The following is a 19,918-nucleotide window of genomic DNA, read 5'->3' on the forward strand; positions in this document are numbered from 1 at the left end:
GTGCTCCTACAGGAACGGAGCGCGGGCCTCGGGTGGCACCCCGGGCCCCGCCATATGGCCAAGGAACTGGAGAGGTTGGCCATGGAGATCAAGCACACGCGCAAGAGTCTTGCCACGCTGCTACGGGAGGCCGGAGCCCCTAGTCCCACCTTCGACCCAGCAGCGGGCGGTCTGCGCTACCTGGTGAACGGCGAGTCTATGACTCCCGGAGAGGCCGCGAAGCACTTCCTCCCCGCGTGCGGGAAGTGCGGTACGACGTGGCCGCCGTGCGCCCACGAGAACCCGGACACCATCTTGGACAGGTACAAGTACGCGGACGGGCCGCTCAAGGGGTATTTCCGGCAGGACCTGGCCACGCTGCGACGCAACGTGGAGTGGTCGGCGTACCTGGCTACGCCCGGGGCGCCTGTGCGGGACAACACCGGCCGGGCTCCCTTCCGGCCTCAGACGACCGCTAACGCGGCCCAGGTGCGCGAGGACTTCGAGAGGCACGCACAGGAACTGTCCCACCGTGACCCGGCTGGTTACAGCGCCTGGCACACCGCCTACCTGGTCTGGCAGTCCGGAGACTTGAGCGCATCGATGCCACGGCCGGAGAGCTACGCGACCGGGGAGCGGCGCTGATGACCTACACCGTGTGGACTAAGGACCAGGACGGCAACGACCGCGCGGTCCTCTGCGGCATTCCGTTGCTCGGTCTCGCGGAGAAGCTGGTCGTTCGCGTCATGGAGATCTACGGCGACACCACCGCGTGGATCGAGGAGGGATGACCATGGCGCGGATCCCGGACGAAGTGGCGAAGCAGTTCGTCAAGGTCTTCAGGGTCTCCCCGGCGGAAGTGGCTCCGGCGCTCCAATGCCTGGAAGTCAACGCGCTGGCTGCCATGCTGGCCGCCCTCGGTGCCTCGGAGGCGGCCGAAGACATGCTGTCTGGTCACCTGGGCTTGAGCGACTGCACCGAGGAGCACAGGGACAAGGGCGAGTGACCATGGAGGAGATCAAGGAGGGCGACGAGGTCACCCACCCGAGCGAGCCCGGTCGTGTCGGCACCGTCGAGACGATTGAGTTCGATCGGCGCTACAAGCAATGGGTCTATCTCGTCCAGTGGCCCGGCTGCCCGTGGCCCGTCCCGTACCGCTCTGGGCTGACCAAGGTCTTGGACCTGGACGCGATGAAGCCGCTGGAACTGGTGCGGGCCGTACAGTGCCAGTTGGCCAAGTTGCGCGAGGTTGCGACCGCCGACCGGCCCCAGGAAAACCTGAGCGAGTCGGAACGCGTCATCAGGGCATGCCTGGACAGCGTGGGCAGCGCCTTGGAAGTTGCGGAACGCAAGCTGCAAGGCCCGAAGCGACACCGTTGCCCAGTATGTAAGCGGCCCATTGCTGTCAGGCAAGGGGAATTCGTCTTCCACGGCAAGCCGAGGACCAATCGCATTTGCTCGGGATGGGGCAAGCCCGTCAGTCCACCCGAGGAGAGCGGCGAGGCGGAATCCTCCTGACCCTGTGACGCCAGACTGCCGGGCGCCCTCTCCCGTTTACGGGGTGCCCGGCTCCCTGGCCTTACAGGAGGAGAGGACCATGGAGCAGACGAAGACCTACCACTGGGCCCTGATCGAGTGGCCGGGTACCGGTGATCAGTCAGGCGAGGTGTTCGTACAGGTCGTCAGGTCAGAAAAGGGTGCACATTCCGCTCAGGAGCGGGCCAGGAAGTGGGGCAGGGAGCACCTTTCCCCGTACGCCAAGACGACGGTCCGCTACATCGGTAAGTCGCACCCCATGGGGGTGTACTAGTGGACGCAGTCCAAGACAAGACGACCGTCATCGAAGCGGCGCGAGCCGAAGACATCGAGCTGGAGCCGAACGACATCGACGGCGTCGGCGCAGTGTTCACCATCGACGGCATGCCGTGGGTTGACTGGCTGGAGGCCATGGCCACTGCCTGAGCCTGTCGCCTCAAGTCGCCGGGCGCCTCGCTGGTGGGCGCCCGGTCTCTTGGGACTGCACGGTGCAGCCCACATGTGAGAGGCCCCGGATGCAGCCCGAGGCCCCTCCGGTCCCGTGACCTACGGAAGGACAGGACCATGGCCAACGATCGCACACCGCCCCTGGAGAAGGGCGCCCGCGTCGCCATTACTCACACCGGGGAAGAGGGCCCCGGTTCCCTCAGCCCCGCAATCGTGCTGAACATCTACCAGCACGCCGCCAGCCCCAGTTTCTGGTTCGCCGACTTCCGTTCGGAGCACGGCGACGAGCGTGGGCGGCTCGTGGACTACAACGCTGTTGTGTTCCCGGACAGCATCAGCGACGAGGACCGGGAGCGCTGGGCGTCCATCTGGTACCGCCTGGAGGCGCCGGACTGGAAGCCCCCGACGGGGGTTGAGTGGGACATCCACGGGCACTACGAAACGGCCGACGGCGACCGCGTGTCCCTGTTCGAGCGTGACGGACGCTGGGCGCTGTCGTACTCCTACGTCGCGCCGCACAGTGGACAGTTCATCGACTACGGCCAGGACAAGAACACCGCCCTACGTCTGTTCCGACTCGGCCGTCGCACCGCGAAGGAACGAGGCCCGCTGAGCTACGACCGCGCGGACTGCTTCGCCCTCGGCGGCGCCCCCTGCGGCCGTGGAGCGTGTGCCAGCAAGGTCTGACACTCGCCGGTGAGTCCGTCGTGCACGGAGTGGTGCGTACTCCGTGCACGGCCCCCATCCCTCCCTCAGCCCCGGCGCGCCCCCGGGCACGAGACGCCCCCCGTTGCTCGTGTGTCCGTCCATCCTTCCGTGCCAGCAAGTGGCGTGCGCTCCGGCTCCCTCTCCTGCCGTTGCAGCGCACGCTTCTTGCCCGTACGGACACCCCGTATAGGCAAGCCATGTCACCCAATCGAGAGGACGCCATGGCACGCAACCAGATCGCCGACATCCTGACGGCGATGCAGCAGCAGCACACCAGACAGGCAACGGAGCTGAGTCCGGAGGAGGCGAGCCAGCGCGCCGCGATGGCTCTTCTGGCCGAGATCGGCGGCGGCCGGGTCAGTGAGTCGGACCTTGTCTTCGAAGGGCAGCGGTTCATCCTCCCCGAGCAGTACCGCGGCCGGGTGGGCGAGGCCCGCCGATTCCTGGAGCGCTGGGAGGAGCAGCAGAGCACCCAACACAACTACAGCAAGGTCTTTCGCTACCGGCCCTACGATGTCGCCCACGCCGTGACTCTGGCGCTCAGGGAGGCGTTCGGCACGACCGGTGTGGGCGAGACGATCCAGACCTTCTTTGGCCCGCAGCCGCCCCAGTTCGTGGATGTGCCGACCGGCATCACCAGCAGCGTTCAGGTTCCGTGGGGAACCACGGCGTTCCCTCCGCTGGGACCGGACGCGCAGATCGAGATCCAGGCCACGAGGGACCGGGAGGCCGGTCTTCTGGGGGCGGTCGAAATCCTGGCCCCGCGCGCTGTCAAAGCGCAGGTGGACGGCTTGTTCAAGTTGATCGAGAAGCACCTGAAGTCTTCCTCGATCTACCGGGGCAAGGCTCTCGAAGGCGGCGATCAGCTCACTCCGCGGTTCCTGGATCTCCGGAAGGTCGACGCCTCAAAGGTCGTCTATTCGGATGAGGTGCTTCAGCAGCTCGATGCCAACGTGTGGTCACTCATCGAGCACACGCCGCTGATGCGCGAGCTGGGAGAGCCGCTGAAGAGGGCGGTCCTGCTGGAGGGCCCTTACGGCACCGGCAAGAGCCTGGCCGCGTTCCTGACGGCCCAGAAGGCCGAGGCCCATGGGTGGACATTCCTTCGTGTTCGTCCCGGTGACAACCTGGACGACGCCATGCGCACGGCCCAGTTGTACGCGCCTGCGGTGGTCATGTTCGAGGACATCGACGTGGTGGCCGAAGCCGGCGATCCGGCCCGTATCTCCAAGCTGCTGGACAGCTTCGACGGCATCAGCGCGAAGGGGTCGGAGGTCATCGCGATTCTGACCACCAACCGCAAGGACAAGATCCACAAGGGCATGTTGCGGCCTGGTCGTCTGGACGCGGTGATCAGCATCAACTCCCTGGATCAGCATGGCGTCGAGCGACTGATCAAGGCCAAGGTCCCGGCTGACATGCTGCGCGTGATCGAGTACGACACGGTGTACGAGGCATACGAGGGCTTCACCCCCGCGTTCGCGTCCGAGGCGATCAGCCGCACCATGCGGTACGCCATCGCCCGGGAGGGCAAGAAGCCCCACTTCCTCACCACCGCCGATTTCGTGGGCGCGGCTCAGTCGCTCCGGCCGCAGTTGGAGTTGATGGCCGCAGCCGACGAGGAGAAGGCCACGCCGACGCTCGACAAGGCGTTGCGTGAGGTCTTCGCCGAAGTGGTCGACGCTACGGACTTCGTGGACGAGGACGGCGACCGGTCCAGCGGCTGCTCAGGCTCCGCTCTCAAGGTCGATCGTGAGGAGCTGGTCTAACGGCGGAAGCCCCGGCGTGGAGTAGACGCCGGGGCCTCGCCCTAGCCCTAGGCCCCGAAGGGGGAGCTATGTGCAGAAAGTGTATGACGGCCGGGATTGAGTCCCTGGAGCAGTTGGCAAACGGCCAGGAACCGGAGGTGCCGAGTACCGGCAGCTTTGTCGCTGAGCCGGTGCAGATCGAGGAAACCGCGGACGGAAGCAAGATCCGTTTGACGATGAGTAAAGAGGCATTCATAGCGCTCACGGCGGCGCTGACGGCACCGCAGGGAGCGTTCCGGCTGATGGGACTCGACCCCGACGACGACTGAGACCCCTCCTGCCTGTTGGCGCTACCGCCCGGCTGGCAGAGCGGATTAGGGAGGGCCTGTATGGCTCAACGCAGAGTCCACAATGACCGACGGTCCAGCCGGCGCCTGGGGAGCCGAGAGACCGATCAGGAGACGAGGGAGGAGCGGCCCGAGGTGCGTCCGGACATCCGGCGGATCTGGTGGCCGAACGGCCAGTAGCAGCACGACAAGACCCCCGTCACTGACGGGGGTCTGTGCGCTTCGACAGGACGAGCTAGCGGGCCGACGCCAGCAGCTCGCGCACCGATGCGCCGTCACTGTGCGGTTCGAAGCCCTTCAGCATGGCGTCGATCTGTGCATCTGTCCGCCGTGACGCGGTACTACGGGAAAGTGTGACAGCGCGTTCCGCGGCGTGCACGGCTCTGTCGATGTCACCAGCATCAAGGTACGACCCGGCGAGCCAGCATTCGTAGAGCGCCACTTCTCGGGCGTGCGTGTCATCGTATGGCGCTGTCAAGTCCTCCAAGATGGGAAGCGCCTTCCGCGGACGCCGCAACTCGGCCCAGCATCGGCCAGCCATGATCTGGGACTCATCACGGTTGATCCAGTACACCGTGTCCGGCTCTTCCATGGCCTTCACGTCTCGTTCGTCGTGCGCCGTTTCCGAGAGCCCTAGCGCACGGTCGACGCCGGACTCATCCCCGACACGAGCGCATGCCCAAGCCAGCCGATCCGCCAGCACGACACGGACAACTGGCAGCACATCCGCGGGGGCATTCGCCAGGCTGGCACGGGCTATGGCCACGCCTTCCTTCGGTGTCGATGAGGATGCTGTCAAATAGGACAGTTCAGACAAGGCCGTTGCGGCCAGGGTCCGATCACCAGCCTGATTCGCAGCCCGAGCTGCTGTTACGGCCAATTGGCGGGCTTGCGACACCCTTCCCGCATCGAACGCAGTCCAGCTTGCGAACTGGAACAGCTCGCCGAGAGTGGACAGCAGGGCGCGGCCAATGGGCTCCGAATAGCTCGATTTGGCGGCCAAGGTCGACAACTTGTTGATCTCATCTGCGGCCAGAGGGAAGACGGACGATCCGCCCGCGTAGTCGTCAAGTCGGCGCAGATCAGCGACCCGTTGACGAAAGCGTTGGACGTCCGTTCGGCCAAGGCGACGGCCCTTGGCGGACGCCGACGGAGCGCTGAGCGCAACCCCCACAAGTGCGCCAGCTCCAACGAAATTGCGACGCTCCACAGGCTCAACCCCTTCCACCGCAGTGATACCCACTGATCCCTGGTCCTGACCACCGTAGCCGGATAGATCCAGGTCGAGCACTGTCTCAATGTGGGGTCGCCAGCGTGCGGGCTTGCGCTTGTCCGTTTCCCAGCGCTTCACCTGGTCGGACGTACACGGTCCGCTCCTCGGCTCGTAACCGGCGGCCTCGTTGAGTTTCCGCGCCAGCTCGACACGACTCAGGCCCGCGGCCTCCCGGGCGGCTCGAATAACGCTCCCGATCACAGTGCCTCCCCGTACGAGCTGGCCCCCCCGGGGCCCCTTGCTGGCCCCCATGGTGGCACCTTTCCACAGCTCGCAATGCATCGTTGACTGTCTGTCACCAAGTCGAGCGTGCATCGTAGCTGGTGCCAATTGCCGGGGAGCGAGGCCATGGAGAAGGACAGTCAGGCCACGGACCACACCGTGGGACGGATCAGGATGGACACCGCCACGGGACGAGTAGGCATCGTGATTGACGTCCGAGAGGACGGCATTGACTTGAGAGGCCCCATGCATGGGGATCGGCCGTGGACTGCGGAGCCGGGGAACCTGCGTATCGCAACCCGGGAAGAGATCACCAATGCCTATACCGGAAGGAAGTCCCCCTGGTACCCGAGTCGGCGTGAAGCCGTCATGGGCGCCTTGCGCGGCCGAGGTCAAGAGGTCTCACCTGGCGTGACGGTCGTCCGACACGACGAGTCATGAGCGGTGGCCAGATGCATTCCGCAAGCGGCATCGGAGCCTATCTGGAGCGGCGCCGGCCCAACCCTCATCTGACTGCCGATGGTACGGCGTCGTACGAGGAGATGGGTCGAGCCGCCATCCGGGCCGGCTCGCTCTACCTGGCGAGCCCAACCACCTCGCTGGAGGACGCCCGAGCGGTGATCGTCCTCCTTCAGGTTGAGCTTGACAACATGATCGAGGTTGCCGACACCCGAAGGCGACGGCTCGAACAGATCACGGGAACGCCAGCCTCCCATCCAGTGACTCCCCAGCCTCCCGCTCGGCCAGGCGCCGCAGCCGGGGGGCGAGGGACGGCGGCTCACTGTCGGACCCAGTGAGCCGCCAGCGGTAGCCCTGGGACGGCATCGGGATTCAGGGCTACCGCGATACCTGCCTGTCTACGCGTGGGGGCGTTCAGGACAGGCAGACACGGCCCGGCCTTTGGTCGGCACCAGCCGGGCCGGACCTCCGGTAAGGAGGTCGTTGGAAGGTCCCCGCCCGATTTCATGCCTCGATCGGGCGGGGACCGCCTCTCAAGCGCCGCTCGTCCGATGTGAATCAGATCCGTCTGGCGAGCGGTAAAGCCGGGTGGTCGCGTGTCGGTTCGGAATCCCCCGTATCGGACTGACATCGTGCCCGCGGCCACCCTCCGCCCGCCTCGTCTCCACCGTCCCGGGAGCGAGGCGGGCGCCTCTTTTAAGCCCTTCGGTCTATGGATCGAGGGGCTTTCTTATGCCCCCGCCCTTGTGGGGCGGGACGAAGCGGCGGCGCCCCGCTCCCTTCGCCGGGGCGCCGCCTGCCTTGTCGGCCGAAGCCGGCGACCGTGCCCCCCGTAGCCCAGCGGCAGAGGCTAGCGCACTTAAAAGCGCAGATCAGCGCGGGTTCGAGTCCCGTCGGGGGGACGCCTCAGAGAGGAGAGACCACGTGGTCCGCAAGGCACGGATCGAGATCCCGATAGAGAACGAAATGCGTCCGTACACCGATGGCCACTGGGTGGTCTACGACAGGGACGGCCGCCCTACTGGCTTCATGCATGTGGAGCGCCAGCACCTGACGAAGACGCCTTCGGCCGGTTACGAGGCCGACCAGCAGAAGGCGTTCATGGCCTTCTGGCGAGCCTTCGGCGACGACCCCATGGCCAAGGCCCTGAAGGGTTACCGCATTGGCCTTGTGGGCGAGGCGCGCTTTCAGGAGCTGCTGGACTTCCATCGCGGGCGCGAGGAGAGGAAACAGAACAGTGATCGAGCGAGATGAGCTGATACCAGCCAACGACCCGTACCCGCTGCCGAGTACGGAGACGGTCATGGAGGTGACGCCGGAGATGGCCAGTTCTTGGCTATCCTATCGACGGCACCCGAGCCTTCGCCCCTTGTCGGCCAGCGTGGCAGGCCGATACCAGGAGGACATGGAGGCGGGCCGCTGGGCCGAGGCCACCCCCGAGGGGTACGTTTTCGACTCCGACGGCTGGATCATCTCGGCCCAGCACCGCCTGAAGGCCCAGGCTAACGCCAACATCACATTGAGGATCAGGGTCTTCCCGAACGAGCCGCGCGACATCGCCCCCTTCCTGGACCAGGGCTTCAGACGCACCGCGGCCCATCTTCTGAGAGTGCCGTACGCCACCCAGATGGGTGCCGGTGCCCGACACCTGGCAGCGCTGTCGGACGGGGATCGGTGGGGGATGCCCCGCTACTCGAAGGTGACCATCCCGGAGGTGGTGGAGACCTACCACCGCTGGCCTGAGCTGTCGTGGTACGGCTCCGACGTCTGGGCCATCCAGTACGGCGCGGGCATCCCAGCGGGCCCGCACATGGCAGTGCTCGCCCAAGTCGCCCGCACCGATCACCGAGACATCATCCCGGAGTGGATCGAGGGCGTTCGTACTGGATACAACCTCGGTCGAGGCGATGCCCGAGCCCGCCTTCGTGACCGCTTCCGCCACGGCCTCCAGACGGCTGGCAAGGTCAACCGGCGTGACCAGGCATACGCCCTGATCGTGAAGGCATGGAATGCCTACGCCAGCGGCACCCCTCTGACGGTGTTGCGGCAAATGGCGAGCGAGCCACTGCCGACGGTGCTGGACTTCGACTTCAAGTCGGCTGCCGCATGAGCGAGCGGAACCGCAGTGCGGACGTCCCCCGCCAGAAGCGGCGCACCTGGGAGAACACATTCGCCAAGCTGGGCGAGGCCAGGAAGAAGGCCGAAGAGGACGAGCTGATAGCCGTCTACCGCGCTCGCCGGGACGGGCTCACTCAAGCCGACGTCGCCTACATGCTCGGCGGTGTCGCACCGTCCGGGATCGCGGCCAAGGAGGCCAAGGGGAGGAAGATCCTCCTGGAGAGGGGAGAGCGCAAGACCGCAGATGCGTGAGGCCGGGCCGCCACCAGGACCAGACGGGGGCTGGTGGCGCCGCTGGCGCATATGAGTCGCTACCACGGAGCGGGGACTGATCACCACCTGTTGCGTTCGGCTAAATTTTCGGCAAGGGGGCAGCTCTCTGTGTCACATCACAGGCAGATGGGAGAAACTGCCCCCCTTGTTACTGGTGCCGACCGCTTCACCGAGGAGACCCCCACATGCCACCACGAAAGAAGGTCGCCTTGCCGGACGACGTCAGAGAGGCGTTCAGGGATCGCCTGAAGCATGCGAAATCAACCTCAATCCGGGCAGAAGAGGATTTTTGGATCGAAATCTCACTAATGAATGCGTCAGGTATGACAATCGAGGAGATCGCGGATGCTCTCGATGAATCCACATCCACAATCCAGCGGTGGAAGGTGAAGGGTGAGCAAGCGCGAGCTCGCCGCAGTGGCGACGATCCTGACAGATCCGGAGAACCGGAACCGGTCGGCTGAGGAAGTCGCAGCAGCCGCCATAGCCGCGCTGGACGACGTCAGAGGCAGAACTCATCGCTTGGCCGTCGTCGGCCAGATCAGATACGGGCCCCAGGACCAGACCCCCCACACGGTCATCCTGGGGCCTTTTTCGTCCCGAGGCATCATCGACGCGCCGGAGCGGTTCCGGGCGGTAGTGAGCGGAGGCACTGCCGCCAGGGACGCGGGCCAGGGGCTGGCTTGGGACAGCAAGACCGGCCGCGGGGCCGGTCGTTTCATGTTGGCTCCCGCCTTCTTGCGCCCCCGAGATGCCTGGGATTTCTTCCGGGACATCCCGCGCGAAGACGCGGCCGAGATCACGGCCGCGGTGGCCGGCTGGGCCCCGCCGGAGATCGGGCCTGTCTGTACATGCGGGCTGGTCGGTGAGATTGCCTGCCATGTCTGCGGCGCCTCGTACGAGCGCCACTGCTTCCGGCACGAGCCGGAGGCCGACACGCACCGCTGCCGCCGCGCGGCGTAGAGACCCCGCCCTTGTGGGGCGGGATGAGGGGAGTACCCCATGCAAGATCGTGCCGCCATACCGGCCGACGACCCCGGGGACTGGCTGAAGAAGCACTTCGCTGATGATCCACGGCCGACGATCGACATCACATGGCGGATCAAATCGGAGCCGGACCCAGCAGGGTTCCAGCGGTTCTTGCGTGCGTTGTTCACACCGATTGAAGACGACCAAGCGGCCTAGGGCCGCAGAACTAGGTGACCTCGGCGACGCTGATACGTCTTGAGGTCTGGCCAGTTGTGAAGGGGCCAACGTGACCAAGACTCTTATGTCCGCTATCGACGTAGCGAGTCAGACGGGTCGGCTGAGGGCCGTTGACTACCTCCGAGTTAGCACGGAGGAGCAGACCAAGGGCTACGGCATTGCGTACACCGGGAAGAAAACGACGGGGCACATCCGGCACAAGGGGTGGGATCACGTCGGTACCTTCAAAGATGAAGGGGAGTCCGGGACGTTGCCCTGGCAGGAACGCACGGACGCGAAGAGACTGATGAGTCTCGCCCAACAGACTCCGCGCCCCTTCGACCTGGTCACTGTCTACGAGACCCGGGCTATCGGCCGCGAGGCCCGCGTGTTCTGGGAATGGGTTTGGCAGCTCGAAGACCTCGGAGTCTTCGTGGCGGTTGTTGAAGAGGACATCGACAACACCACCGAAGAGGGCAAGAACCGTATGGCCGACAAGGCCAACGAGGCATTCAAAGAAATCGCCAAGATCCGCAAGAGGACCCAGAACGGACTTCAGGAGAAGGCAGAGGAAGGCGGTTGGGTCGGAGGCCAGCCGGCCTACGGTCTACGGATCAAGAACCGAGGAAAAAAGGGTCAGTCGACGCTTGAGGTTGACCCGTTCGAAGCCATCGTCCTTGAGAAGGCCGCAGAACTGATTTTGGATGAGGGCAAGAATGCCGACGAGGCCGCAGCGGCACTGAACGCCCTGGGCTACCGCACGCGCTCCGGAGCGTTGTGGACCGGCGGGAATTTGAAGGCCAAGTTCTCCAACACCGCTATGCATGGTGTGGTGATTTTCCGCAACACTGATCCGAAGGTGAACAAGGTACGAGGAAAGAGAGCTACGCGCCTAGGGCATGACGGACTCCCGGCTCATGGACGGACTGTTGAGATCCCGTGCCCCCTGCCGCTGCCGATTGACCGCGTGAGGGCCGTCAGAAAGGCGCTGGCGGGCCGCTCACGGCCAAAGTCAGTTACCGGTCATGTCTATGCCCTATCGAAGCGCTTGGTTGGTGCGTGCGGCACCCACTACGTAGGTCAATACCTCGCCGAAGAGGGCAAGCGGGCATACCGCTGCTCCGGCAACAAGAGCAGCAAGAAGAACAAATGCACGGACTCAATCATCCTGGCTGATGAAGTCGAGGACGCCGTTTGGGCATCCCTCGCCGATTACCTGTCGGACGAGAAAACACTTCGAGACCTTGCTGAGCGCTGGATCGGGGACACGCCGAACCACCGCGAACAGTACGAAGCACGAGTTAGCGCACTGGATGCCGAGATTGAGCAGCTAGCAAACGAGTCGGGTCAGAAACTTCTCAGCTTCGTTCAAACCAATGAGGAAATTCCGCAAGCCGTTGTAAATGCGGCCCTAGCCGGCCTGAACAAGCAACTGGAGGAGAAACAGAAGGAACGGGATCTAGCTCAGCAATTGCTGAAGGATGCCGAAAAAGCAGCTAGCCGAGCAGTCGGCATCAAGTCCCTAGTCGAACTGGCAAAGAAAAACCTCTCCCTCATTAATGGCGAGCGGAGGGCCGACATCATCGATTTTATGGGAATCAAGGCCACCGTGGCCGGAGAGATTCCCGTGCGCCACGGCGGGCGCCCCTGTTCCATCGAGGCATGGTTTGCCGAGCAGACGCACGGCGTCCTAGATCTCACCGACGAGCTTTGGGAGGAAGTTGCTCGAAGAATCCCGCCGTACCAGGAGCGCAAGAACAGTATCGATCCGCGTGCCACCGTCGAAGCCACGCTCTACAAGCTGCGTCAAGGGACCGGCTGGAGTTCTCTTCCAGAGCACTTCCCTTCTGGGCTGTCCGTGCGTGCCCGGGTTAAGAAGTGGATCGCCTCTGGGGCTTGGGCTCAGATGATGGACCCCCTCTTCTCTCCCGAGGCCCAGCGCTTCGAACGGGCCCTGCTTCCGCCCCTCAAGGTCACTGGCGAGTTGGACCCGAACTTGGTCATCCTGGTGGAAGAAGGGAACATTCACGATCTTGTTCCCGGCAACCACTCCCGACGATGACCGAGACCACCGGCGACTTCATCGCGGTGGGCGAGATGACCGGGCGCCCGGTCGACCGGCGGCGGCTGGCGGACGGACTGCGCGCGGACGGCACCGCGACCGTGCTCGGCGGGGTCTTCAACACCTTCCCGTACACCGCCTTCGCGCAGAACGTCGGCCTGGTGGGGATGACCCGGGTGCGCAGCCGCTGGGTGGTGGCGGTCGCGGGCGGCATGCTGGTGCTGCTCGGGCTGGCCCCGAAGCTGGGCGCGGTGGTGGCGGCGATCCCGGCCCCGGTGCTGGGCGGGGCGGGTCTGGTGATGTTCGGTACGGTCGCGGCGAGCGGGCTGCGCACGCTGGCCGGGGTGGATTTCCGGGACAACCACAACCTCACCGTGGTCGCGGTGTCGGTCGCCGTGGGGCTGCTGCCGGTCGGCGTACCGGGGATCTACAAGGAGTTCCCGAACTGGTTCCAGACGGTGATGGACAGCGGGATCAGCGCCGGTTGCGTCACCGCGATCGCGCTCAATCTGCTCTTCAACCACCTGCCGGGCGGGCGGACTTCAGCCCCGGTCGCCGCCGAGGCGCCCCTCCTGGAGAGCCGCGGCGGCGAGGACGCTGTCGAGCAGACCGGGGAACAGCGCGTCTAGGTCCTCCCGGCGCAGCGCGTTCATCTTGGCGGTGCCCCGGTAGATCTGGTGGATCACCCCGGATTCGCGCAGCACCCGGAAGTGGTGGGTGGTGGTGGACTTGCTGACCGGCAGGTCGATGACCGAGCAGGTCAGCTCGGCGGACTCCTCGGCGAGCGTCCGCACCACCCGCATCCGCATCGGGTCGGAGAGCGCATGCAGCACATCCTCGAGGCGGATCGCCTCACGCCGTGGGTGCTCCAGCGAGCGCCCCGTCGCCTGTGACTGGGGCCCGGTCGGCGTGGTCTGCGTCTGCACGGCTGCTCCTCATCGCCTCGATCCGTGACCTCCAGTGTAGTTTGACGATCGGCGTACTACTTCGGGCCAGGAGGGAACGGCGGCGGTCCGGGCTACCGGACCGCGCGGTGGTACTGGTCCGGGTTGCGCACCTGGCCGCCCAGTTCGGTCGCCGCGCGGCGGGCGAAATAGGGATCCCGGAGCAACTCGCGGCCGAGCAGGACGGCGTCCGCCTCACCGTTGGTGACGATCTTCTCGGCCTGCTCAGCCTCGGTGATCAGCCCGACCGCGGCCACCGGCAGCCCGGTCTCCCGGCGTACCCGCTCGGCGAACCGCACCTGGTAGCCCGGCCCCGTCGGAATGCGCACACCGGCTGCGTTGCCACCGCTGGAGACGTCGAGAAGGTCCACTCCGTGGTCCTTGAGCAGGGCGGCGAGCCGGACGGTGTCCTCCGGGGTCCAGCCGTTCTCCTCCAGCCAGTCGGTGGCCGAGATACGGAAGAACAGTGGCAGGTCCTCCGGCCAGACCGCGCGGACCGCGTCGACGACCTCCAGGGCGAAGCGGACGCGGTTCTCGAAGGAGCCGCCGTAGCCGTCGGTGCGGTGGTTGCTGTGCGGGGAGAGGAACTCGCCGATGAGGTAGCCATGGGCGCCGTGGAGCTCTGCCACCTCGAAACCGGCCGCGAGCGCGCGCCGGGCGGCGTCCGCGAACTGGCGGGTGATCTCGCCGATCCGCTCCACGGACAGCTCGTCCGGCACCGGGTGGCCCTCGTCGAACGGAATCGGGCTCGGCGCCAGCGTCTGCCAGCTTCCCTGATCGGCGTCGAGCGGCGCGCCGCCCCTCCAGGGAGCGTCGGTGGACGCCTTACGGCCGGCATGGGCGAGCTGGATGCCCGGGACGGTGCCCTGCCCCTTGAGGAAGCCGACGAGCTTACGGAACGCCTCGACCTGGGTGTCGTTCCAGATGCCTAGGTCTCCGGGGGTGATGCGGCCCTCGGGGGAGACGGCCGTGGCCTCGACCAGGATCAGCCCGGTGCCACCGGTGGCGCGGGCGCCGTAGTGGACGAAGTGCCAGTCGTGCGGCACCCCGGGGCCCGCGTCCCCATCCGCGCTGTACTGGCACATGGGCGACATCCAGAGGCGGTTGGGGATGGTCAGCGACCGCAGGGTGAAGGGCTCGAAGAGGGCACTCATCAACGTCTCCGTTTCTCCTCGCGGGGCCCGGCCGGACCGCGCGGTAGTACGGTAAACATCGTAGTACGACGATCGTCAAATTATGAAGCCGCTCGGATAAATATGGACGCGCTCCCTCCGGTTGTCGGTGGCCGGGTGCAGACTCTGTGATGACGGACACACCCGCCTTCCGCATCCGCACTCACACCCGCACCCGCACCCGCACCCGCACTCCAAGGAGTGAGCCGTCATGAACGATGTCCTGCTCGCCGTCGGCACCCGCAAGGGACTCTTCCTCGGCCGCCCCGGCGGTCGCGGGGGCTGGGACCTCACCGGCCCCCACTTCCCCATGCAGGCGGTGTACTCCGTCGGCATCGACACCCGGGGCGACCGTCCCCGACTGCTGGCCGGTGCGGACAGCTCGCACTGGGGCCCCTCGGTCTTCCGCTCCGACGACCTCGGGGGAAACTGGCACGAGCCCGCCAAACCCGCGGTGAAGTTCCCCGAGGGCACCGACACCTCGCTGGAGCGGGTGTGGCAGCTCCAGCCCGCCGGGCCCGACGAGCCGGGAGTGGTCTACGCGGGCACCCAGCCGGGTGCGCTGTTCCGCTCCGAGGACGGCGGGGAGACCTTCGCGTTCGTCCGCGGCCTGTGGGACCACCCGCAGCGGCCGGAGTGGGGGGAGGGGTTCGGCGGGCAGGCCGTGCACACGGTCGTCCCCGATCCGAGGGACCCACGGGCGCTCCTGGTCGCCGTGTCCTCCGGCGGGGTGTACCGCTCCGCGGACGGCGGGGAGAGCTGGGCACCGTCCAACAACGGGCTCAAGGCGGATTTCCTGCCGGATCAGTACCCGGAGTTCGGGCAGTGCGTCCACAAGGTCGCCCGGGACCCGGTCGACCTCGACCGGCTCTATCTACAGAACCACGGCGGGGTGTACCGCAGCGACGACGGCGGGGCGCACTGGGCCGAGATCGGCAAGGACCTCCCGGCGGACTTCGGCTTCGCGATCGCCGTCCATCCGCGCCGCGGCGGCGTCGCGTATGTCTTCCCGGTCAACGACGGCTCGGACCGCTACCCCCCGGGCTACCGCTGCCGGGTCTTCCGCACCGAGGACGCGGGCGCCACCTGGGAGGAGCGCTCCGCCGGGATGCCGGACGAGCTGCACTACGGAGTGGTGCTGAGGGACGCGCTGCGCACCGATGACGCCGACCCGGCCGGGGTCTACCTCGGCAATCGCAACGGCGAGGTGTACGCGAGCGCCGACGAGGGCGAGAGCTGGCGGCAGATCGCCCGCCATCTCCCGGATGTGCTGTGTGTCCGGGCCGCCGTGATCGGCTGAGCTTGATCGTGAGCGGGATCGGCCGGGAGTGATCGGCTGAGAGTGATCGGCTGAGAGTGATCGCGAGGCGGCACACGGCCACCCGCTGAGCCACTAGAGTGACGCGGTGTGGCAGCACGACCCTTGAATGAAATTGTGGAAGCGGGCTGGGCCAAGGCACTTGAGCCCGTCGAGGAACGCATCGCGGCGATGGGCGACTTCCTGCGGGCCGAGATCGCGGCAGGCCGTACCTATCTGCCCGCCGGGCCGAATGTGCTGCGCGCCTTCCAGCAGCCCTTCGACGAGGTGAAGGTGCTGATCGTCGGTCAGGATCCGTATCCGACGCCCGGACACGCGGTGGGGCTCAGCTTCTCGGTGGCGCCCGAGGTCCGGCCGCTTCCCGGCAGCCTGGAGAACATCTACCGCGAGCTGCACACCGACCTCGGTCTGCCGCGCCCGTCCAACGGCGATCTGACGCCCTGGACCCAGCAGGGCGTACTGCTGCTCAACAAGGCGCTCACCACGGCCCCGCGTCGGCCCGCCGCCCACCGCGGCAAGGGCTGGGAGGACGTCACCGAACAGGCCATCCGGGCCCTGGCCGGGCGCGGCCGCCCCCTGGTGTCCATCCTGTGGGGCCGCGACGCCCGCAACGTACGGCCGCTGCTCGGCAGCCTTCCGGCGGTCGAGTCCGCGCACCCCTCCCCCATGTCGGCCGACCGGGGGTTCTTCGGCTCACGTCCGTTCAGCCGTGCCAACGACCTGCTCGTACAGCAGGGGGCCCAACCCGTGGACTGGCGCCTTCCCTGACCCCATCGTTCCAGGTGGGCGAGGGGTAGTCTGCCCGCCATGACATCACATCCGAACACCCCTGCGGGGTGGTACGCGGACCCCCAGGGGACGCCGAACCAGTTGCGCTGGTGGGACGGTGCCCAGTGGACCGCGCATACGCACCAGGGCCAGCCCGGCCAGGCCGCTCCGACGCAGGCCGCCCCGCCCAACCCCAATCCCGCCAAGGTGCAGCACCAGGTGCAGCAGCAGGCGCATGTGGGGCCCACGATGGGCGGCGGCGGCACGCTGTTCACCGAACCGGTGCTGGTGGTGAACCAGAAGGCCAAGCTGATCGAGCTCACCAATGAGTACAGCGTCTTCGACCAGCAGGGGCGCACTCTCGGTTCGGTGGTCCAGGTCGGCCAGAGCACGCTGAAGAAGGTCGCGCGGTTCGTCTCGAGCCTCGACCAGTTCATGACGCACAAGCTGGAGATCCGCGACGCCGGCGGGCAGCCGCATCTGGTGCTCACCCGGCCCGCGAAGTTCATCAAGTCCAAGGTCGTGGTGACCCGCCCGGACGGACAGCCGGTCGGCGAGATCGTCCAGCAGAACGTCATCGGCAAGATCAATTTCGGCATGCACGTCAACGGCCAGCAGGTCGGCGCCATCAAGGCGGAGAACTGGCGGGCCTGGAACTTCGCCATCGTCGACCACACGGACGGCGAGGTCGCCCGGATCACCAAGACCTGGGAGGGCCTGGCGAAGACGATGTTCACGACGGCGGACAACTATGTGCTGCAAATCCACCGCCAGTTGCCCGATCCGCTGCTGAGCCTGGTGATCGCCACGGCCCTGACCGTGGACACCGCGCTCAAGCAGGACTCGCGCGGATTCGGCTGAGCCGGTGGGCGACACGGTGCCCGACGGTGCCAAGCCCGACGACGCGGTGACGCATGTGCTCGGGATCGATTCGGGCGGTTCCGGCGTACGGGTGGCGGTGGCGCGCGCGGACGCCCCCGGCTGCTCCGCGGAGCAGCCACCGGCCTGGTCCTCGTCACCGACTTGCTCCCCGCCACTGACCTGGTCCTCGGCCACGCCCGCCACCGTCGGCGACCGGGGCATCGACGCGGAGAGCCTGCTGGCGCGGGTCCTGCCCGCGGCCCGGGAGCTGCTGCGCGAGGCCGGTGCCCGGCACCTCGGCGCGGTCTGTGTCGGCGCGGCGGGCATGGCCACACTCGGCGACGATCTGCGCGCCAGGCTCCCGGACGCGCTGGCAGACGCCTTCGGCGTACGGCGACTCGCCCTGGCGGCCGACGCGGTGACCGCCTACGCCGGAGCGCTGGGACAGCGTCCAGGCGCGGTGGTCGCGGCGGGGACGGGCCTGATCGCGCTGGGCGCGGTGCCCGAGGGCTTTGTCCGTGAGCTGGGCGGTACGTACGGCGAATCCGGCACGGGCGGCACATCGGGTACTGACGCGACGGCCACGGGCGCCACGGCCACAGGCACCACGGCCACAGGCGGCGACACCCGCTGGGCCACCGGCGGCTGGCGGCGCGCCGACGGCTGGGGCCATCTGCTGGGCGACTGCGGCGGCGGTGCGTGGATCGGCCGGGCGGGCCTGGAGGCGGCCATGCGCGCGTACGACGGGCGCGCGGGCGGCTCGAAGCCGCTGCTGGCCCGTCTGGAGGCCGCGTTCGGCCCCGCGACCGGGCTGCCGGGACAGTTGTACCCGCGCCCCGACCGCCCCGCCGTCCTGGCCTCGTTCGCTCCCGAAGTGGGCCGGTGCGCCGGGGAGGATCCGGTCGCGGAGGCAATTCTGCGGGCGGCCGCCCGCCATATCGCCGAGGCCGCGGAGGCGGTCTGCCCCCGGCTTGAGTCGAGCGAGGTGGCGCTCACCGGCGGGCTGTTCCGCATGGGCGCGCCGCTGCTGACGCCCGTACGGGAGGAGCTGGCGGCGCGGCTGCCCGGGGTCCGGGTCACGGAGGCGGCCGGGGATCCGCTGGACGGGGCGCTGTGCGTCGCGGCGGCGCTGGCGGCGGACGGACTGCGGCTGCCCCGGGACCCTGCGCTGCTCAGCATCGTCTGAGCGCCGCCCCGTGCGGGCGCGACGCAGGCTTCCGGCGCAGGTGTCCCATATGGGTGCTCAGCATGGGCGCCCAGTATGGGATCCCATGACCGGCAATTCCGGACACATGGTCGATTCTTCGAGCAAGTATGGCCGCTGAGCGCACATCGCCACACAACACCAGTCGACAAAATGGGACAGATGCCCCCAGTCACACCCTCCCGAACAGCCGAGCCCATCGAGCGACTAACATGCGGCGCCATGAGCTCCCCCACAGGGCCCGCGTCCGGCCTGCCTGTACGAATGCCGCGTCCCCGCCAGCCCGGACGGCACCGCCGACCGGAGGCCGCCGCCGCGCCTCTCGGCGCGCCTCCGCTGGTGCTGGCCGTCCCGGGTGCCCCGAGCGACGGTGCCCGGCGCCTTGCCGAGGACCTGGTGAGCATCGCCCGCTCCGAGATGCCGGGGCTCGATGCTCAGATCGGTTTCCTGGACGGGGACGGACAGGAGTACCCGCAGCTCGAGGCCGTGCTCACCCGCGCTGCCCAGGAGAACCCCGAGCGTCTGCGGCAGGCGGCCGAGGCCGCCAAGGCCCTCGCCGACGAGGCGGCGGAGGCGATCGCCGCGGCCGAGGCCGCGGGCGAGGTCGTCGACGAGGTCCCGCCCGTCCCCACCGTCCCCACGGACGGTCCGGCGGCCGTCGTGGTCCCGCTGCTCGCGGGCCCGGACAGCGCACAGTTGCGCCGGATACGCCAGGCCGTGATGAGCAGCGGCTCGGCGGCCGAACTCACCGACGTCCTCGGCCCCCATCCGCTGCTCGCCGAGGCCCTGCACGTGCGGCTGTCGGAGGCGGGCCTGGCCCGCGCCGACCGCGCCCGTCTCTTCACGGTCGCGACCGCCGCCGACGGCATCATCCTGGCCACGGTCGGCGGTGAGGAGGCGGCCCAGGCCGGTGGCATCACCGGCATGCTGCTCTCCGCGCGCCTCGCGGTGCCGGTGATGGCGGCCGCACTGGACGTGGACGGGGCCGTCCTCCGCGTCGCCGAGCAGTTGCGCTCGGCAGGCTCCGCCCGGCTCGCCCTCGCGCCGTATCTCATCGGCCCGGAGGTATCCGCCGAGCTGATCTCGGCGGCCGCCGAGGAGGCGGGCTGCGCGGCGGCCGAGGCGCTGGGCGACTACCCGGCCGTGGGCAAGCTGGTGCTGTCGAAGTACGCGGCGGCGCTGGGCATCACGCTTCAGCAGGCGTCGCCGGCGATGCGCTGACACGACGCACGACGGAGCAACGCACGAGAAAGCGGGGGCGGTGACCGTCAAGGTCACCGCCCCGCTCGTATCC

23 protein-coding genes, 1 tRNA gene and 1 pseudogene are annotated in these 19,918 nt (G+C 67.6%); 22 read left to right on the top strand and 3 right to left on the bottom strand.

The window, feature by feature from the left end; translation table 11 throughout:
* The first annotated feature begins 81 nt into the window (after positions 1-81).
* The 9 genes from ACK1X7_RS07440 (at position 82) to ACK1X7_RS07480 (ending at position 4,747) form a co-directional block, all read left to right on the top strand.
* Positions 82-624 carry a hypothetical protein gene (locus tag ACK1X7_RS07440; protein ID WP_413114821.1) on the top strand — a complete coding sequence of 181 codons (543 nt, stop codon included), beginning with the start codon at positions 82-84 and terminating at the stop codon, positions 622-624.
* Entirely contained in the window at positions 624-770 is a 147-nt protein-coding gene (locus ACK1X7_RS07445) for a hypothetical protein (RefSeq protein WP_413114822.1), read from the top strand. Before ACK1X7_RS07440 ends, ACK1X7_RS07445 begins: the two co-directional genes overlap by 1 nt.
* Before the next feature lie 2 nt (positions 771-772).
* Positions 773-985, top strand: a complete 213-nt coding sequence (locus ACK1X7_RS07450; protein WP_413114823.1) for a hypothetical protein — start codon at positions 773-775, stop codon at positions 983-985.
* 2 nt (positions 986-987) lie between these two features.
* Positions 988-1,497 carry a hypothetical protein gene (locus ACK1X7_RS07455; protein ID WP_413114824.1) on the top strand — a complete coding sequence of 170 codons (510 nt, stop codon included), beginning with the start codon at positions 988-990 and terminating at the stop codon, positions 1,495-1,497.
* Positions 1,498-1,576: 79 nt separating this feature from the next.
* On the top strand, positions 1,577-1,789 hold the full coding sequence (locus ACK1X7_RS07460) for a hypothetical protein (RefSeq protein ID WP_413114825.1): 213 nt from the start codon (positions 1,577-1,579) through the stop codon (positions 1,787-1,789).
* Positions 1,789-1,941 (top strand): hypothetical protein, encoded by a 153-nt coding sequence (locus tag ACK1X7_RS07465; RefSeq protein ID WP_413114826.1) that lies wholly within the window; start codon positions 1,789-1,791, stop codon positions 1,939-1,941. The genes ACK1X7_RS07460 and ACK1X7_RS07465 overlap by 1 nt, the downstream gene beginning before the upstream one ends.
* Positions 1,942-2,079: 138 nt before the next feature.
* Positions 2,080-2,649, top strand: coding sequence for a hypothetical protein (locus ACK1X7_RS07470; protein WP_413114827.1), 570 nt, complete (start codon positions 2,080-2,082; stop codon positions 2,647-2,649).
* 218 nt (positions 2,650-2,867) lie between these two features.
* Positions 2,868-4,439: an AAA family ATPase gene (locus ACK1X7_RS07475; protein WP_413114828.1), complete on the top strand. Its 1,572-nt coding sequence runs from the start codon at positions 2,868-2,870 to the stop codon at positions 4,437-4,439.
* A gap of 83 nt (positions 4,440-4,522) precedes the next feature.
* The gene (locus ACK1X7_RS07480; protein WP_413114829.1) at positions 4,523-4,747 is read left to right on the top strand and encodes a hypothetical protein; all 225 of its coding nucleotides are present in this window, start codon (positions 4,523-4,525) and stop codon (positions 4,745-4,747) included.
* A 253-nt stretch (positions 4,748-5,000) separates the two neighbouring features.
* Here the strand turns inward: ACK1X7_RS07480 and ACK1X7_RS07485 are convergent, their stop codons facing one another.
* Complete coding sequence (locus ACK1X7_RS07485) at positions 5,001-6,116, bottom strand: XRE family transcriptional regulator (RefSeq protein WP_413114830.1); 1,116 nt, start codon at positions 6,114-6,116, stop codon at positions 5,001-5,003.
* Between the two features lie 1,429 nt (positions 6,117-7,545).
* Here ACK1X7_RS07485 and ACK1X7_RS07490 point away from each other — a divergent pair.
* From ACK1X7_RS07490 to ACK1X7_RS07525, 8 genes and pseudogenes are all read left to right on the top strand, one after another.
* Positions 7,546-7,621 (top strand) — tRNA-OTHER (locus ACK1X7_RS07490).
* A 22-nt stretch (positions 7,622-7,643) separates the two neighbouring features.
* Positions 7,644-7,973: a hypothetical protein gene (locus ACK1X7_RS07495; RefSeq protein ID WP_413114831.1), complete on the top strand. Its 330-nt coding sequence runs from the start codon at positions 7,644-7,646 to the stop codon at positions 7,971-7,973.
* Positions 7,974-8,022: 49 nt separating this feature from the next.
* Positions 8,023-8,829 carry a hypothetical protein gene (locus ACK1X7_RS07500; protein ID WP_413114832.1) on the top strand — a complete coding sequence of 269 codons (807 nt, stop codon included), beginning with the start codon at positions 8,023-8,025 and terminating at the stop codon, positions 8,827-8,829.
* A complete protein-coding gene (locus ACK1X7_RS07505) occupies positions 8,826-9,089 on the top strand; it encodes a hypothetical protein (protein WP_413114833.1) in 264 nt (87 codons plus the stop codon). Before ACK1X7_RS07500 ends, ACK1X7_RS07505 begins: the two co-directional genes overlap by 4 nt.
* A gap of 414 nt (positions 9,090-9,503) precedes the next feature.
* Positions 9,504-10,073, top strand: coding sequence for a hypothetical protein (locus ACK1X7_RS07510; RefSeq protein WP_413114834.1), 570 nt, complete (start codon positions 9,504-9,506; stop codon positions 10,071-10,073).
* Positions 10,074-10,112: 39 nt separating this feature from the next.
* Entirely contained in the window at positions 10,113-10,295 is a 183-nt protein-coding gene (locus ACK1X7_RS07515) for a hypothetical protein (RefSeq protein WP_413114835.1), read from the top strand.
* Positions 10,296-10,380: 85 nt separating this feature from the next.
* A complete protein-coding gene (locus tag ACK1X7_RS07520; protein WP_413116857.1) occupies positions 10,381-12,357 on the top strand; it encodes a recombinase family protein in 1,977 nt (658 codons plus the stop codon).
* Positions 12,345-12,986 (top strand): annotated as a pseudogene (locus ACK1X7_RS07525) (solute carrier family 23 protein); the annotation flags it as partial. The gene ACK1X7_RS07520 and the pseudogene ACK1X7_RS07525, both read left to right, overlap by 13 nt.
* Here ACK1X7_RS07525 and ACK1X7_RS07530 read toward each other — a convergent pair.
* Both ACK1X7_RS07530 and ACK1X7_RS07535 read right to left on the bottom strand, forming a co-directional pair.
* Positions 12,900-13,283 carry an ArsR/SmtB family transcription factor gene (locus ACK1X7_RS07530; RefSeq protein WP_385139770.1) on the bottom strand — a complete coding sequence of 128 codons (384 nt, stop codon included), beginning with the start codon at positions 13,281-13,283 and terminating at the stop codon, positions 12,900-12,902. The pseudogene ACK1X7_RS07525 and the gene ACK1X7_RS07530 sit on opposite strands and share 87 nt — an antisense overlap.
* 92 nt (positions 13,284-13,375) lie before the next feature.
* The gene (locus ACK1X7_RS07535) at positions 13,376-14,455 is read right to left on the bottom strand and encodes an NADH:flavin oxidoreductase/NADH oxidase (RefSeq protein WP_398160413.1); all 1,080 of its coding nucleotides are present in this window, start codon (positions 14,453-14,455) and stop codon (positions 13,376-13,378) included.
* Between the two features lie 229 nt (positions 14,456-14,684).
* Between ACK1X7_RS07535 and ACK1X7_RS07540 the strand changes: the two genes are divergently transcribed.
* From ACK1X7_RS07540 to ACK1X7_RS07560, 5 genes are all read left to right on the top strand, one after another.
* The gene (locus ACK1X7_RS07540) at positions 14,685-15,773 is read left to right on the top strand and encodes a WD40/YVTN/BNR-like repeat-containing protein (RefSeq protein WP_385139765.1); all 1,089 of its coding nucleotides are present in this window, start codon (positions 14,685-14,687) and stop codon (positions 15,771-15,773) included.
* Positions 15,774-15,881: 108 nt separating this feature from the next.
* Positions 15,882-16,559 carry a uracil-DNA glycosylase gene (locus ACK1X7_RS07545; RefSeq protein WP_078645543.1) on the top strand — a complete coding sequence of 226 codons (678 nt, stop codon included), beginning with the start codon at positions 15,882-15,884 and terminating at the stop codon, positions 16,557-16,559.
* A 39-nt stretch (positions 16,560-16,598) separates the two neighbouring features.
* The gene (locus tag ACK1X7_RS07550) at positions 16,599-17,420 is read left to right on the top strand and encodes a phospholipid scramblase-related protein (protein ID WP_385139762.1); all 822 of its coding nucleotides are present in this window, start codon (positions 16,599-16,601) and stop codon (positions 17,418-17,420) included.
* 4 nt (positions 17,421-17,424) lie between these two features.
* Positions 17,425-18,606: an N-acetylglucosamine kinase gene (locus ACK1X7_RS07555; protein ID WP_413114836.1), complete on the top strand. Its 1,182-nt coding sequence runs from the start codon at positions 17,425-17,427 to the stop codon at positions 18,604-18,606.
* A gap of 240 nt (positions 18,607-18,846) precedes the next feature.
* Positions 18,847-19,845 carry a hypothetical protein gene (locus ACK1X7_RS07560; protein WP_385139756.1) on the top strand — a complete coding sequence of 333 codons (999 nt, stop codon included), beginning with the start codon at positions 18,847-18,849 and terminating at the stop codon, positions 19,843-19,845.
* Positions 19,846-19,918 lie beyond the last annotated feature (73 nt).

The organism is Streptomyces sp. CY-1, assembly GCF_047218265.1.
Lineage (GTDB): Bacteria > Actinomycetota > Actinomycetes > Streptomycetales > Streptomycetaceae > Streptomyces > Streptomyces niphimycinicus.

Bases quoted from the DNA above. Each gene is read 5' to 3' on its own strand.
- ACK1X7_RS07440 (WP_413114821.1), top strand. From the start codon at position 82: ATGGAGATCAAGCACACGCGCAAGAGTCTTGCCACGCTGCTACGGGAG.
- ACK1X7_RS07445 (WP_413114822.1), top strand. From the start codon at position 624: ATGACCTACACCGTGTGGACTAAGGACCAGGACGGCAACGACCGCGCG.
- ACK1X7_RS07450 (WP_413114823.1), top strand. From the start codon at position 773: ATGGCGCGGATCCCGGACGAAGTGGCGAAGCAGTTCGTCAAGGTCTTC.
- ACK1X7_RS07455 (WP_413114824.1), top strand. From the start codon at position 988: ATGGAGGAGATCAAGGAGGGCGACGAGGTCACCCACCCGAGCGAGCCC.
- ACK1X7_RS07460 (WP_413114825.1), top strand. From the start codon at position 1,577: ATGGAGCAGACGAAGACCTACCACTGGGCCCTGATCGAGTGGCCGGGT.
- ACK1X7_RS07470 (WP_413114827.1), top strand. From the start codon at position 2,080: ATGGCCAACGATCGCACACCGCCCCTGGAGAAGGGCGCCCGCGTCGCC.
- ACK1X7_RS07475 (WP_413114828.1), top strand. From the start codon at position 2,868: ATGTCACCCAATCGAGAGGACGCCATGGCACGCAACCAGATCGCCGAC.
- ACK1X7_RS07480 (WP_413114829.1), top strand. From the start codon at position 4,523: ATGACGGCCGGGATTGAGTCCCTGGAGCAGTTGGCAAACGGCCAGGAA.
- ACK1X7_RS07500 (WP_413114832.1), top strand. From the start codon at position 8,023: ATGGAGGTGACGCCGGAGATGGCCAGTTCTTGGCTATCCTATCGACGG.
- ACK1X7_RS07505 (WP_413114833.1), top strand. From the start codon at position 8,826: ATGAGCGAGCGGAACCGCAGTGCGGACGTCCCCCGCCAGAAGCGGCGC.
- ACK1X7_RS07515 (WP_413114835.1), top strand. From the start codon at position 10,113: ATGCAAGATCGTGCCGCCATACCGGCCGACGACCCCGGGGACTGGCTG.
- ACK1X7_RS07520 (WP_413116857.1), top strand. From the start codon at position 10,381: ATGTCCGCTATCGACGTAGCGAGTCAGACGGGTCGGCTGAGGGCCGTT.
- ACK1X7_RS07535 (WP_398160413.1), bottom strand. From the start codon at position 14,455: ATGAGTGCCCTCTTCGAGCCCTTCACCCTGCGGTCGCTGACCATCCCC.
- ACK1X7_RS07540 (WP_385139765.1), top strand. From the start codon at position 14,685: ATGAACGATGTCCTGCTCGCCGTCGGCACCCGCAAGGGACTCTTCCTC.
- ACK1X7_RS07550 (WP_385139762.1), top strand. From the start codon at position 16,599: ATGACATCACATCCGAACACCCCTGCGGGGTGGTACGCGGACCCCCAG.
- ACK1X7_RS07560 (WP_385139756.1), top strand. From the start codon at position 18,847: ATGAGCTCCCCCACAGGGCCCGCGTCCGGCCTGCCTGTACGAATGCCG.